The sequence below is a fragment of the Pseudomonas sp. ICBG1301 genome (assembly GCF_016918385.1).
GTDB lineage: Bacteria > Pseudomonadota > Gammaproteobacteria > Pseudomonadales > Pseudomonadaceae > Aquipseudomonas > Aquipseudomonas palleroniana.
The window spans coordinates 84,075-97,777 of sequence record NZ_JAEKGB010000008.1 but is presented as its reverse complement, the minus strand read 5'-3'; the positions used below and the strand labels follow the sequence as shown (position 1 = coordinate 97,777).

Genomic DNA, 13,703 nt, shown 5'->3' with positions numbered 1-13,703 from the left:
AAGGGGATTGAACATGGGCATTCAAGGCATAGACCTGTCGTTGATATGGGGCGTGATCATTGCCTTCGGCGTGATGATGTACGTGATCATGGACGGCTTCGACCTGGGGTTGGGCATCCTGTTTCCGTTGATCCCGGACGAGCAGGAGCGCGACGTGATGATGAACACCGTGGCGCCGGTGTGGGACGGTAACGAAACCTGGCTGATCCTTGGCGGGGCGGCGTTGTATGGTGCGTTTCCGCTGGCTTACTCGGTGATCCTGGAAGCGTTGTACTTACCGCTGATCTTCATGCTGGCAGGGCTGATTTTTCGCGGGGTGGCGTTTGAATTCCGCTTCAAGGCCAGCCCGCAGAAGCGGCATATCTGGGACATGGCGTTTATCGGCGGCTCGTTCCTGGCGACCTTTTGCCAAGGCGTGGTGATCGGTTCCTACATCGCCGGCATTGCAGTGGTGAACCGCCAATTTGCCGGTGGCACCTGGGACTGGCTGTCACCCTTCCCATTGTTTTGCGGCGTCGGGCTGGTGGTGGCGTACGCGTTGCTGGGTAGCACCTGGCTGCTGGTCAAGACCGAAGGCATGCTGGAATCGCGGATGCGCCTGTTCAGCCACTACCTGGCATTCGCCTTGATGGCAGTGGTGGCCGTGCTATGTGTATGGACACCCTGGTTGCACCCGGAGATCGCCACGCGCTGGTTCACCCATGCGCACATCGTGGTGTTCGGGGCACTGATGCTGCTGGGCGTACTGGCATTGGTCGGGCTATTGAAGACCTTGCGCCAGCATCACTCCCATTGGCCATTCGTACTGACCCTGGTACTGGTTTTCCTGGGCTACATCGGCCTGGCCTTCAGCATCTGGCCAAACATCGTGCCGCCGTCCATTAGCTTGTGGGACGCCGCATCACCACCTTCCAGCCAGCTCTTCATCCTGATCGGCACGCTGTTCATCCTGCCGATCATCCTGATGTACACCTGCTGGAGTTACTACGTGTTCCGCGGAAAAGTGAGGATCGGCGATGGCTACCATTGAGACCAAAAAACAGAGGCCACGTCAGGCCGGCCCCTGGTACCAGCGCGTGTTTTGGCTGGTCGCTATCTGGTTCCTCAGCGTGATTGCACTCGGCATCGTCGCCAGTGCGATGCGCTGGATGATGCACATGGCCGGCATGACCAGCCATTGAGGCATATCTAACCCAATCAAGATCCGGCGCCAGAGGTGGCGCCGGCTCAAGGAGGCACTTATGTCGGCACGCATTGATAAATCCCATCCTGTTGAATACAAGACGAAGAGGGGTGTCACGGTACAGATCGGCTTCAGCTGGAGCCCGCCGCTGGATGTTCCTGTCGGTGCGACATTGACCCTGGTCGGCCCAAGGCCACTCACGGTTTATGTGGAGGGTGATCACTGGGACAGTTATGAGCAGGCGTTCCTGGAGGCGCATGAGGCGGCGGAGCATTGGGTGAACCTTTTGGCGGGGTGAGGTGCATCGAGGAGGTTGGCTTGGTATTTATGCGCGGGTGCGTTTGATGGTGGAGGTTGGGAGCATTGAATGATGGGTACAAAAAAAGACGTCTTGGACGTCTTTTTTTTGTTGAGCCGGGGCAAGTTGAATGGGCCTTTTAAGCTTATGATTTTAATAGGTAATTTTATTCTATGTATTTGTGTGGAATACCTTTTGGAATACCAGAGGTTTCCGCAGGTTGTTGAGATTTTCAGCGATATCTCTGCCGATTGTCTTGACTAAGCTGAAACGCTTCCACCCTCACAGTGCTAAGGCCTCCGTAGTTTCGACATGCGGACCTTCGCTTCAGTGATATCCAGTACACTTGCCGTATCCCTAGCCCGCCAGCGGAGCAGGCTACCCGAACAGCTGCTCAAGTTTTTTCGAGTAAAAATGACCCTGATTAAATTAAAAGACCTTGACGCGCACCTATGGCACGCCGCACACATCATCACCGGCCCCATCGACGCCTCCGACTACAAAACCTACATATTCCCGATCCTGTTCTTCAAACGGATCTGCGATGTATATGACGAAGAGTTTGAAGAGGTGCTGGCTAAGGTCGGTAGCGCGGACCTGGCGCGCGAGAAAATCTTCCACCGCATCCAGGTTCCTGTTGGCAGCCACTGGGATGACGTCTTCGCCAAGTCCCACGATATCGGCAAGGCACTTAAGGATGCTTTTCTAGGCATAGAGCAAGCCAACACCCAGTTGCATGGCATCTTCGGAGATGCCAGTTGGACCAATAAGGAGCGCTTGCCGGATGAACTGCTAGCCACGCTGCTCAACCACTTCAACAAAGTTGATCTCGGGGTTGCCAGCGTTCGTAACGACGATATGGGTCGTGCCTACGAATACCTGATCAAGCGCTTTGCCGACAAAGCCAACAAGAAAGCCGGTGAGTTCTACACCCCGCGCACCATTGTGCGGCTGATGGTCAACATTCTTGACCCCAAAGCGGGTGAAAGCGTTTATGACCCGGCTTGCGGTACGGGCGGCATGTTGCTGGAGACCATTCACCACGTTCGAGAAAACGCGGGTGATCCACGGCTGCTGAAGCTCAAAGGTCAGGAAAAGAACTTGACCACTGAAGCTATTGCCCGCATGAATTTGTTTCTCCACGGCCAGGAAGACTTTGAGATTGTCCGCGGCGATACCCTGCGTGAGCCAAAATTCCTAATCTATGACCGGCTCGAAACCTTTGATTGCGTGATCGCCAATCCGCCGTTTAGCCTCAGCGAGTGGGGACATGAGCAGTGGGCGGCGGACGCATACTGCCGCAACTTATACGGCCTGGCCCCTAAAACCAACGGTGACTTCGCTTGGGTGCAGCACATGTTCGCCTCCCTCAATGCCGATGGGCGCATGGCAGTTGTGCTGCCCCATGGCGTGCTGTTTCGCGGTGCAGCCGAGGGCCGAATCCGCACCCGCCTGCTCAAAGAGAACTACATCGAAGCCGTTATCGGCGTGGCCCCGAACCTGTTTTACGGCACCTCTATCCCAGCTTGCATCTTGTTGCTGCGCAAGCAGCGCCTTGATGAGCATCGTGACCATGTACTGATCATCAATGCCGAGGAGATTTTCACCAGAGGCCGTGCGCAAAACACCCTGAGCAATACCCAGGCGGACCGGATTTACCAGATCTACTTGGATCGGTATCAGCAAGGCCCTTCTGCCACAGCATTGGAAGGATTAGCGCGCTGGGTGCCGTTGGGTGAAATTGCTGAAAACGACTTCAGCTTGAACATTGCCCGCTATGTGCAAAAGCCAGTGGAAGAAGAAACCATCACCGTCGAAAAGGCGTTGAAAGTCTTTCAGCAGAAACTGGCCACGTTAGAGCAGGCCGAGCAGGAGCTGGAAAAGTTGCTGATCAAGGAAGGGTTCGAGCTATGAGTAGGGATAGCGCCGACAGCAACACCTCGCAGTTCATCATCTACCAGGGCGAAACCGCTCGCGCAGATAAACGTCTCGCCGACCTGAGCCAGCTTGCTCGTCACCTATCAAACAAGACTCACAAGAATGATTGATTACCAGAAGAACCAAGCCTCCCAGCTCGGCAAAAAGAAACTTGAAGACCTGCTCTGGGGGGCGGCCGAATTTCTGCGCGGGCAGATCGACGCCTCCGACTACAAGCAGTACATCTTCCCATTGCTGTTCTATAAGCGCTTGTCCGACGTTTACCTGGAAGAGTATGTCGAAGCGATGGAGGTCAGCGAAGGCGACGCTGACTACGCCATTATGCCTATGTTTCACCGCTTCCATATTCCACAAGAGGCGCTCTGGGAAAAGGTGCGCCACACCAGCAAGAACATCGGCGAAACCATCCAGAATGCCCTGCGCATGATCGAGACCCACAACGAACGTCTGCACGGCGTATTCGGCGATGCTCAGTGGACCAACAAAGAGCGTCTACCCGACCATCTGTTGGCTGACCTGATTCAGCATTTCAGCAAGATCCCCCTAGGCATCAAGTCGGTGGCTCAGGACGACCTGGGCGAAGCTTACGAATACCTGATCAAGAAGTTCGCCGACGACTCCGGTCACACTGCCGCCGAGTTTTACACCAACCGCACTGTGGTGCACCTGATGACCCGAATCATGGGGCTCAAACCCGGTGAGACCGCCTATGATCCTACCTGCGGCACTGGCGGTATGCTACTTAATGCGGTGATGGATTTGCGTGCGGCAAGCAAGGGGGCAGCAGCGCAGAACCAGGAGTGGCGGAGTGTCAAACTCTATGGTCAGGAAGTTAACCTGCTTACCTCCGCCATCGCCCGAATGAACATGTTCCTGCACGAAATAGAAGAGTTCGAGGTGTTACGCGGCGATACTTTGGGTGAGCCTAAATTTATCGAGGACGACCAACTTAAGCAGTTTGACGTGATTTTCGCCAACCCGCCGTACTCCATTAAAAAATGGAACCGCGAAAAGTTCGCCGCTGACCCTTATGGTCGCAATCTCTACGGCGTACCACCGCAGGGCTGCGCTGACTATGGCTTCTACACCCATATTATCAAAAGCCTTAAGCCTGATACAGGGCGTGCCGCCATGCTCTGGCCCCACGGAGTACTGTTCCGTGACTCGGAACAAGCCATCCGTAAGCAGGTGATCGAGTCGGACATTATCGAAGCAGTGATCGGCCTAGGCCCCAATCTTTTCTACAATTCGCCGATGGAGTCCTGCGTGGTGGTGCTCAACTGCAGTAAGCCCACTGAGCGCAAAGGCAAAGTCCTGTTTATCAATGGAGTTAAGCATGTCACGCGCGAGCGCGCGCATAGCCGTCTCTCGGATGATGATCTGGTTGTACTGACCGAAGCATACTTTGAACCGAGCAACCAGCAGGCCATTACCGCGTTAGTGGATATAGAGGCGATTCGCGAGAATCAACACAATTTATCGATTCCGCTCTATGTGCAGGCGCTCTGCGATGAAGACGTGCATGACATTGAACATACCATTGAAGTTTGGAAGGTGGGTCGGTTACAACTGAGTAAAAATAACAGGAAACTATTAAAGAGCTTAAGTGAGTTGGGGTATCAGATTGATGGCGAGGAAGCTCTGTGATTAGTGACAAACAGACAGTGAGCTTTGGTGATCTCTGTCGCGAGATCAAGCTGACTACCAAAAATCCAATTGCTGACGGGTATGAGCGCTATATTGGGTTGGAGCATTTGGACTCTGGGTCATTAAAAATAAAACGTTGGGGGGAAATCGCTGAAGATAATCCAGGATTTACGCGTGTGTTTAAGAAGGGGCATGTTCTTTTTGGTAAGCGTCGTCCATATTTAAAAAAAGCGGCAGTTGCAGAGTTTGATGGGATCTGCTCGGGAGATATTATCGTTCTGGAGTCAACGGCGAGATTGGCGTACCCGGATATTCTTCAGGTGATTGTTCAGTCGCAAGGCTTCTGGAACTATGCTGTAAGTAACTCGTCAGGTTCCTTGTCGCCGCGTACGAAATTTAAGCTATTAGCTAATTACAAGTTGGAGCTCGGAGATGAGCTTTGGCAAAAGAGTAAGCTCTCCGTGTTTTACGCCTTTCAGTCCGCAAAATTCTGCGCAGCAGAAGCACAATCGTATTTTCAAATTCTTTTTACTTCGTTACTTAAGGAGAAGTTGGTACTAAAAGCTGAGGGGAATGAAAAAAGTCTAGAGGATGTATGTACTATAGCTAGGGGGAGCTCACCTAGGCCCAAGGGGGATGCAAGGTACTATGGTGGAAATATACCTAGATTGATGGTTGAGGACATTGTTCGTGATGGTAAATATGTAAGCCCTTGTATTGACTATCTTACAGAAGAGGGTGCACAGAAAAGCCGGTTAAAAGAAGAAGGAGCTTTGGTGATCGTTTGTAGTGGTACTCCTGGAACTGTGGGTAGACCGGCGATTCTTAATTTTCCTGCATGTATACATGACGGAATTATATCGCTAGATAAAATTGATGAGACCATTGTAAGAAGGGATTATTTGTATTATTTGTTGCTACTAAATCAGCGGCAAATATACAATCTGGCAACCCATGGTGGGACTTTTGTTAATCTTACAACCTCTATAGTGAAAAAAATGAGATTTGTTTTTCCCTCGTTAGAGTATCAGGATAGCATTGTCTCGGTGCTTGAATGTTTTGAGAGGCAGGTTGGCTTGTTGAGTTTGAGGTCAGACAATATTGGTGATCTAGAGATGTTAATGGGTTCGCTATAAGGACTGCTATATGTTTAACGAACAAACCGTCACCGAAAATGGAGTTGTTGATCGCTTAAAAAATTTAAGCGGGATAAAGTGGGCCTACTGTCATGGCGAGAGCCTGCCGAAGAAGGCGCAGGATATCTTTGTCGACGAATGGCTAAAAGATGCGTTATGTTCGTTAAACCCAGCGATCGGCAAACAGCCGGATTACGCCGATGAAGTGATTCACAAGTTACGCGGTATACTGCTGGAGGCTCCGCATAGTGGCTTGGTCCGGGCCAACGAAAATTTCCAGGCGTGGCTGCTGGCTGAAAAAACGTTGGCCTTTGGCGAGAACGGCGAGCACGTCACCATCAATCTGATCGACTTCGACAACCTCAACAGCAACCACTTTGTGGTGGCCCAACAAGTGCACTATGTGGCGGCTGGAGAGGTGTTCTTTGATATCGTGCTGTATGTAAACGGCATCCCGCTGGTGGTTGGGGAAGTGAAAAGTGCCACTCGCCCCAGTGTCAGTTGGCAAGACGGTGCTGCTGACTTTATGGGCGGAAAGAAGCACTATTGGCAGCATGTGCAGGCCTTCTTCGTGCCCAACCTGCTTTGTTTCGCTACCGAGGGCAAAACCTTTGCCTACGGAGCGATCAACGCCCGGGTCAAGGATTGGGGCCCCTGGCACCACACCGATCAGCGTGAGGACATTCCCGCCACCCTGGCCTCCGTGTTGGCGAGTACCGAAGGTCTATTGAACCCGCAAACCCTGCTGCAACTGCTGGCTTCGTTTTCGCTGTTCTCTACCCATAAAACCGGTAAAGACACGCCGCCCAAACGCATTAAACTGCTGCCACGTTACCCACAGTTCGAGACAGCCAAGCAGATTGTCGAGCGGGTCAAGCAGGGTTACCCGAAAAAAGGCTTGATCTGGCACTTCCAAGGTTCTGGCAAGTCGCTGCTGATGCTCTATGCAGCCAAGATGCTGCGTGCCGACAACGAGCTGAAAAACCCTACTGTGCTGATCGTTGTCGACCGCCGCGACCTAGACAGCCAGATCAGCGAGACCTTCGGCGGTGCCGATGTGAAAAACCTAATAAAGGTGCAGAGCTGCAAAAAGCTCGGTGAACATATCGAGCAAGACAGTCGCGGGATTCTGATTACGACCATTTTCAAGTTCAAGGATGTCGAGGTTGATGAGCTCAACCCGGATGGCCTGAACAATCGCGACAACATCATCGTACTGGTGGATGAAGCCCACCGCACCCAAGAAGGCGGGCTCGGCGAGAAGATGCGCTGGGCGCTGCCCAATGCCCACTTCTACGGCCTGACCGGCACGCCAATATCCGGTATCGAGCGAAATACCTTCAAGCTGTTCGGCGCCAATGAAGACCCCGGCCGCTATATGAACCGCTACAGCTACAAACAGTCGATCCGCGACGGTGCCACGAACCCGGTTAAGTTCGAGCCCCGTTTGGCCGAATTGCGTGTCGACCGTGCGGCGATCAATGAAGAGTTCGAGCAACTGGTTAAAGACAACAACCTGGACGAGGATGAAAAATCCGTCCTGTCCAAACGCGCCGGTAAGCTGGCCGTGATGCTCAAGGCACCGAAGCGCATGGAGGCCATCAGCGCCGACATTGCCGAACACTTCACCAGCCATGTACAGCCGAAAAAGATGAAGGCCATGGTGGTGGTCTATGATCGCGATGCCTGCGTGCAGATGTATTACCTGCTTGGTAACAAGCTGGGTTTCGACGCACTAGAGGTGGTCATGAATCTCGACCAGGCGCCGGTGAAGGATGATAACGGCAAGCTCAACAAGGACTGGAACAAGTGGAAGGAAGAGCTCGAACTACCGATCAATCAAGTCGACTTTGAGCGCTGGCAGAAATTCGATGGTGAAGAGCAGGCGCAGAAAAACCTGCTGGAAACCTATAAAGACCCGATGCAATCCCTGCAACTGCTGATCGTGACCGCCAAGCTGCTGACCGGTTTCGATGCGCCGATCTGCTACTGCATGTACCTGGACAAACCACTGCGCGACCACACATTACTGCAGGCCATGTGCCGTACCAACCGCCTGTATGAAGCGGATGGGGTGGTCAAGCGTATGGGCTTGATCATCGATTATCTGGGCGTATTCGAAAACCTGCGCACAGCGCTGGCCTATAACCCGGAAGAGATCGACGGGATTGTCGAAGGCATCGAGAAATTCAAGGAGTTGCTGCCAGAGCAGTTGAAGCTTTGTCTTGCCTTCTTCCCGAACGTGGACCGTACTCTGGCAGGCTTCGATGGCATCCTGGCCGCACAGGAATGCTTGCCGGACAATAAAAGCCGCGATGAGTTTGCCGCAGCCTTTGGTGTGTTGGCCAAACTCTGGTCGGCCATCAACCCTGACCCTTTCCTGACGCCCTACCGCCAAGATTACAAATGGCTGGCGCAAATCTATGAATCAGTACGCCCGGTTGGTCAAACGGGGGCGCTGGTCTGGGCCGCGTTAGGGCCGGAAACCATCAAAATGATTCATGAGCACACTGATATCAGTCGCATACGCGATGATATCGATGAGCTGATCATGGATGAACACGCGGTCTTCACCCTGACCGAGAAAGAGCAGGAGAAACGTGCTCGTCGGCTGGAAATAGACTTGATGGGACGCCTGCGGGCCCATGATGAGGCTGTATTCGTCGAGCTGGGCGAGCGCCTGGAGAAACTGCGTCGAGAATATGAAGCGGGCGTAATCAAGGCCATCGACTGGCTCAAGGGTCTATTGGATGCCGCCAAGGATACGGTGCAGGCCGAGCGTGAAATCGGTGAATCTGTGGTGACTGAGGCAGATAACAAGCAGGCGCTGACCAAACTCTTTCTAGAAACCCGCCCGGAAACAACGCCGAAGCTGATTGGTGATGTGGTAGAGCAGATCGACAAAATTGTGAACGCTACCCGCTTTGACGGCTGGCAGAACTCCAACAGTGGCCCACGCGAAATCCAGAAAGCACTGATGCTAACTCTGGCGCAGTTTGGCCTAAGCAAAGACAAGGACCTGTTTGAAAGAGCATACGCCTATATTGAAGAACATTACTAATTCGATGATGACGTACGGCCGTGAAATGAGGTTAGCGAAACGCCCCCCACCGTGAAGACGGTGGGATTTAGAAGCGCTTACATTGTATCGACGAAATACATGCTACATCTGCTTTGGGACGCAGCTGTGGGTCACAACTGGCAGTTTTCGACCCAACGCTGCACTTCACAAGAAAAACGCTAAAGTCTCCTCGACCATTAAGCCCGATTTTAAAAAGTAAAAAGGGCCGTTTTCTGATTGAGAGAGGGCTTTGTACCATTGGGAACAGGGATTTTAGGTCAAACGCCTGGTTTTGGTCGGACGGTCTTCTTGCGGTCTGTTTTTTTATTTTTGGAGGCTTTTGCTGCAGTTTTCTGGGCGACACTAGCAAGGTGGGCGGCAGATTCTGGAATATGCATCAACTTTACCCCGTAGCCGTATGAGGTGATGGTCTTTCCATAGTTTTGTAGTGTTACCTTACTGAAAAAAGGTATATCTAGAGCTTTCGAGGCTGGTCCATCAATTATGGCATAAACAATGTCATTGCCACGCGCCTCGAAATTAACAGGAATTTCGTCAAACCCATTCTTCGCTAGTTGCAAGTTCACATCCTTTACAAAGTCTTGCTCTCTTACCATGAGGGTCGAGGCCACAAAACCCTGCGCGAATAGATGACTTAGCGTCGATGAACCACGACCGCGTTTAACATGAATAAACTCACCTCGTTCGTTTTGGGTTTTAACTTTGTAAATGTCACATACCTCAATTTTATCGTAGCTACCACCAAATCTGATCATTTGTCTGTCGAGCATTGCATGGGTACTCAGCGCTTGGGCGCAAACGTACTCATTGTACGGACCTTCACCAGCGTGCGAATACTCTGTAAAGGGTGGCGCGAACTGTTTTCTCGGTAGTTCCGAGAAATATTTCTCTACTGCTGTCTGAAAGGACGCTTCTACCTTAAACCAAATTCCTGCATTTAAAATATATAAATTTGCATTGTGCTTAACTTCCGCATAGATGCATTTGAATGCAGGAAATGACCTTGGAGGACTGCCACTTGAAAGGATCAGAAAAATTTCGCGTCGCTTTAGCGTATCTAAAGTCGCTCCTTTTCTAAAAGTAGAAAAAAATCTTCCCAGATCTAGCACAGGGTCAATATCGTCACTGTCAGGAGTTTGACTGTATGCGAATCCTGTAATGGAGGTCCAGTCAATTAGATCCGGTATGGCGAGCCACATATTTTGGGTTTGATTAGAAATTAGAGAGTTCCAAAGTTGAATGTCGAGAGCCTCGGAAAGATCTTTGTCTTTAACTGGGAGTAAGTTTTCAACCCAAGAAAACTCACTGGCATGTCCGTCGGCATCTTTAGCGAGGTACTCTTTTGATGCGGAGCGCTCTAAAGCCAGTTGCAGGAAGTTGCTTAGATCAGATAGATCTATCGCTATAGACGCCTTGAATGAGTCAATGCCGGCGATTATTTTTCCAAAAATATCTGAGTAAGCGCTTTTTGTGTGTCCTACTAGTCCGCGTAGCAAATCCTGCTCAGCATTAATCATATAATCTGACACTGATGCGGCTTTGATCGTTTGTGTCCTACTTAGTCGCGGGGATGCGTCGAATGTCTGACGATCAATTGATGCTATTTTGTCGGGGGAGACACTGTTTAAAACGACTTTTATGCCAAATCTATCCTCGATTAACCTCGGTTCAATCAGATAACGCCCATATCCAAAAGAAATAGCAAACTGGCGAGAGCCATTTTTCACAATCAGAATGGCGGAGATGCTTTTATTTTTCCACTTGGAGGTTTTCACTCCATCATCTAGGCCTTTCTGAATGAAGTTCAACCATTCTGGAGCGGCCTCTACAAAAGGTTTCCGAATAAAAAGAGTACCGTATTCCCCTTCAGGGCCAAGAGGATACTGTTCTGTCCCAATTTTTTTAGGCTTTCCGTTCGAGCCTATAGGGCTCGCTATAAAATCTTTATCTGTCCAGTAAGACGCCGAATTTGGTGCCTCTTTGAGTAAGTAAACGTTCAGCGTAATCCTTTTGGGCTTTCCTGTGCTCATCAACGCTCCTCCTAAGCTTTGCGTCCGGTGTTTTGCTATCTCCGGCCTGATCGCTCCGTAGATTTGGAGCGTGGCCTATAGCCATGACTTAGCTTACGTTAGAACTGGAGCTACTGTCAGTATTCGCTTTCATGGATAGGTCCACCCCATCCTCATCCAGATCATGGCGGCGTTTAGTCGATAATAATATTGAGTAGATCCGGAACGGTCGTTGAGATACTGAGCAAAAAACCAATGCACGTGTTCAGTTGCCAGGACCGGGATTTATCGTGCTGCCATCGTTGTTGAATGGCAGCTTGCATGATTTTGGCTTGCCGTAGGTGGCGTTGCTATGTGCTCTTCGAGCTGATCAGTATGCCGCTCAGGAACAGCGCCATATCGGAGGGCTTGGTCACGTTCTATCTCCAATGTAAGCCGAAACCACATCAATCCGGTTATGCCCCAGCTCAAGGATGATTTGTTGGCTCGCCCGTTGATCAAGAAGGTCGCGGTTAATTCGATAGCAGTGGTCATCATTGACTAGGGCCGCGTGGCCAGTGAGCTATTCGTACGCTCGCAAGCATCGGCCGCTCGCAGTTCATGAAAGGTCTTCAGCCCTTGTTCATCCAGCACTTCGCGGGCGGGGAGTAAGGTTTGTTGCAGGAGTGCGGCGTAGCTGTCGTCTCGGGCCAGAAAGTTACGGCTGCGAGGCTGCGACGCATAACGAGCAAACTGCTGCACTGTTTTCACCACTTCATCGGCCATGACCCAGCACGGTGCTGATGCCCCCAGGCGGCTGCCTTTGGTGCCGTCCTGGATGTCGATACGTCTCAAGTGTTCGGCCTCGCGTTGCAGTCGTAGTAAGTCAGCCAGAATCGCTTCGCGCAGGCATACCGGTTGTTCGGATCAACAGAACAATTGCCGCCACCCGCTCGTGGTGCTGTTCGCCGAGCTCTTCAATCACTCGCTGTACTTGCTGGCAGTCTTGGTCATCCGGCGCTCGGGTGCGTATGTTCGAGCACTGCTGTCCCGACGCCTGGCTCGGGTTGGCGATCCTCATTTCTTAATCTCGAACCTAGCGGTGGCCTCGTCCTCGGATCAATGCTCTGCGCGAGCAGTTGCATGCTTCGACTGCCAGATTTTGGTCGTTCGCCATCGATAGTTCGGGGTAGATCCCGAAGCCGGCGTTGATGCGCTTTTTGATCACCGGTTCGCGGTAGTTGAAATTCCACACCAACGAGCCGTTGCTGTGAACGCGGAGCTGCAAACCGTCACCGTCAGTCAGGACGTAATCCTTGGACGCGGGTTTGATTCCCTTGAGCTGTCGATCGGAGAGGCGGAGGTTTTGAGCAGGCATGGGATTGTCCTCAGGCATTGATTCGGTATTCCAAGGATTAGCATCGGACGGACTGGAATACCCGAATGGCCGGAACTCAAAAGCTCTCAAAAGATCGAAAAAAACGTACAGGATGCCGCGTCTTTACTGGGTCGCAGGCACAAAAAAAGACGTCCGTGGACGTCTTTAGATGATGAATTGGTGGAGCCGGGGGGATTTGAACCCCCGTCCGCCAGTACTCCGCTGTCGGTACTACATGCGTAGCCGTGTCTATTAAGTTAACCCTCAGCGACCCGACGGGCAGGGTGCTTTGGGCGAGTTGTGTAAGTTTTAGCCGCTTCGTCCACAACGTACTGCACGGCGATTCTGTTCTATATGACAATCATTTTGGGTTTACAGACATCCCCTGATGATTGCTGAGCCCGAAGGCATCAGGAGTGCATGTCAGCTGCAATTAAGCAGCGAGAGCAGCACCGTATTGGTCGTCATTGGCAACTATAAGAAGTTGCAACAGTGGATTTACGAGTTCTGTTACCAACTCGGCATGCACCTAAAGTTTCGCGACCGGCGTCGAATCCTAAACGGCCCCGTGCTTGTAACTCGTTGTTTCATAGTGAGTGACAAGCTTGTGCAGTGTACGCCAAACGGTCACAGAAGGCCAACCCGAAGGTTGGCCTTGAGCGTCGGCGCGCTATTGGTTGCCACCTTTGTCGCTATTCTGCAGGTCTTGCAGGGCTTTGGAGGTGATCTCGATGCACTTCTTGTCATCACCGGCGGCGTGGGCTGCCTTGGCTTGGGAGACGGCGGTGTCGATTTCGCCGCTTTTGCCGGAGGTGTCGGTGGCCAGCAGAGCTTTACCGTTGTTGATTTTGTCGAGGTTGATTTTGCACAAATCAGGCTCACCGGCCGCGAAAACAGGGGAGGCCAGCATCGCCGCAGTGATGAACAAGCCAGCAAGAGCAGTGCGCTTCATCGGTATTCTCCTTGTACACGTAAGGCTCGATGCTGCTCCCGGGTTGGGGCAGCCAGCGAAGTCGTTGAGGCCTTCGTCACGAAGACCTATGCAGATGACTA

The 13,703-nt window shown here is 51.9% G+C and carries 10 protein-coding genes, 1 other RNA gene and 3 pseudogenes; 8 read left to right on the top strand and 6 right to left on the bottom strand.

Going from position 1 to position 13,703, the window contains the following annotated elements:
- Window positions 1-13 precede the first annotated feature (13 nt).
- From cydB to JBE38_RS19785, 8 genes are all read left to right on the top strand, one after another.
- Window positions 14-1,030 (top strand): cytochrome d ubiquinol oxidase subunit II, encoded by a 1,017-nt coding sequence (gene cydB, locus JBE38_RS19820; protein ID WP_090365752.1) that lies wholly within the window; start codon window positions 14-16, stop codon window positions 1,028-1,030.
- Window positions 1,017-1,181 carry a DUF2474 domain-containing protein gene (locus JBE38_RS19815; RefSeq protein WP_090365754.1) on the top strand — a complete coding sequence of 55 codons (165 nt, stop codon included), beginning with the start codon at window positions 1,017-1,019 and terminating at the stop codon, window positions 1,179-1,181. The genes cydB and JBE38_RS19815 overlap by 14 nt, the downstream gene beginning before the upstream one ends.
- 60 nt (window positions 1,182-1,241) lie before the next feature.
- Window positions 1,242-1,481, top strand: a complete 240-nt coding sequence (locus tag JBE38_RS19810) for a hypothetical protein (protein ID WP_205344948.1) — start codon at window positions 1,242-1,244, stop codon at window positions 1,479-1,481.
- Between the two features lie 414 nt (window positions 1,482-1,895).
- On the top strand, window positions 1,896-3,395 hold the full coding sequence (locus JBE38_RS19805) for a type I restriction-modification system subunit M (protein ID WP_205344947.1): 1,500 nt from the start codon (window positions 1,896-1,898) through the stop codon (window positions 3,393-3,395).
- Window positions 3,392-3,529 carry a hypothetical protein gene (locus JBE38_RS19800; RefSeq protein WP_153247002.1) on the top strand — a complete coding sequence of 46 codons (138 nt, stop codon included), beginning with the start codon at window positions 3,392-3,394 and terminating at the stop codon, window positions 3,527-3,529. The genes JBE38_RS19805 and JBE38_RS19800 overlap by 4 nt, the downstream gene beginning before the upstream one ends.
- Window positions 3,522-5,066: a type I restriction-modification system subunit M gene (locus JBE38_RS19795; RefSeq protein ID WP_205344946.1), complete on the top strand. Its 1,545-nt coding sequence runs from the start codon at window positions 3,522-3,524 to the stop codon at window positions 5,064-5,066. The genes JBE38_RS19800 and JBE38_RS19795 overlap by 8 nt, the downstream gene beginning before the upstream one ends.
- Entirely contained in the window at window positions 5,063-6,202 is a 1,140-nt protein-coding gene (locus JBE38_RS27880; RefSeq protein ID WP_205344945.1) for a restriction endonuclease subunit S, read from the top strand. The genes JBE38_RS19795 and JBE38_RS27880 overlap by 4 nt, the downstream gene beginning before the upstream one ends.
- Window positions 6,203-6,212: 10 nt before the next feature.
- Complete coding sequence (locus tag JBE38_RS19785) at window positions 6,213-9,263, top strand: type I restriction endonuclease subunit R (protein WP_205344944.1); 3,051 nt, start codon at window positions 6,213-6,215, stop codon at window positions 9,261-9,263.
- A 278-nt stretch (window positions 9,264-9,541) separates the two neighbouring features.
- On the opposite strand, the gene JBE38_RS19780 is transcribed toward JBE38_RS19785, so the two are convergent.
- The 6 genes and pseudogenes from JBE38_RS19780 to JBE38_RS19760 form a co-directional block, all read right to left on the bottom strand.
- Window positions 9,542-11,314: a TIGR04141 family sporadically distributed protein gene (locus tag JBE38_RS19780; RefSeq protein WP_205344943.1), complete on the bottom strand. Its 1,773-nt coding sequence runs from the start codon at window positions 11,312-11,314 to the stop codon at window positions 9,542-9,544.
- A gap of 129 nt (window positions 11,315-11,443) precedes the next feature.
- Window positions 11,444-11,709 (bottom strand): annotated as a pseudogene (locus JBE38_RS27705) (hypothetical protein).
- Window positions 11,706-12,356 (bottom strand): annotated as a pseudogene (locus JBE38_RS19775) (integrase domain-containing protein); the annotation flags it as partial. The pseudogenes JBE38_RS19775 and JBE38_RS27705, both read right to left, overlap by 4 nt.
- Window positions 12,307-12,650, bottom strand: a pseudogene (locus JBE38_RS19770) (integrase arm-type DNA-binding domain-containing protein); the annotation flags it as partial. The pseudogenes JBE38_RS19775 and JBE38_RS19770, both read right to left, overlap by 50 nt.
- A 178-nt stretch (window positions 12,651-12,828) precedes the next feature.
- Window positions 12,829-13,218: a transfer-messenger RNA gene (ssrA, locus tag JBE38_RS19765) on the bottom strand.
- Between the two features lie 102 nt (window positions 13,219-13,320).
- Entirely contained in the window at window positions 13,321-13,602 is a 282-nt protein-coding gene (locus tag JBE38_RS19760) for a hypothetical protein (RefSeq protein ID WP_060752284.1), read from the bottom strand.
- Window positions 13,603-13,703: the final 101 nt, after the last annotated feature.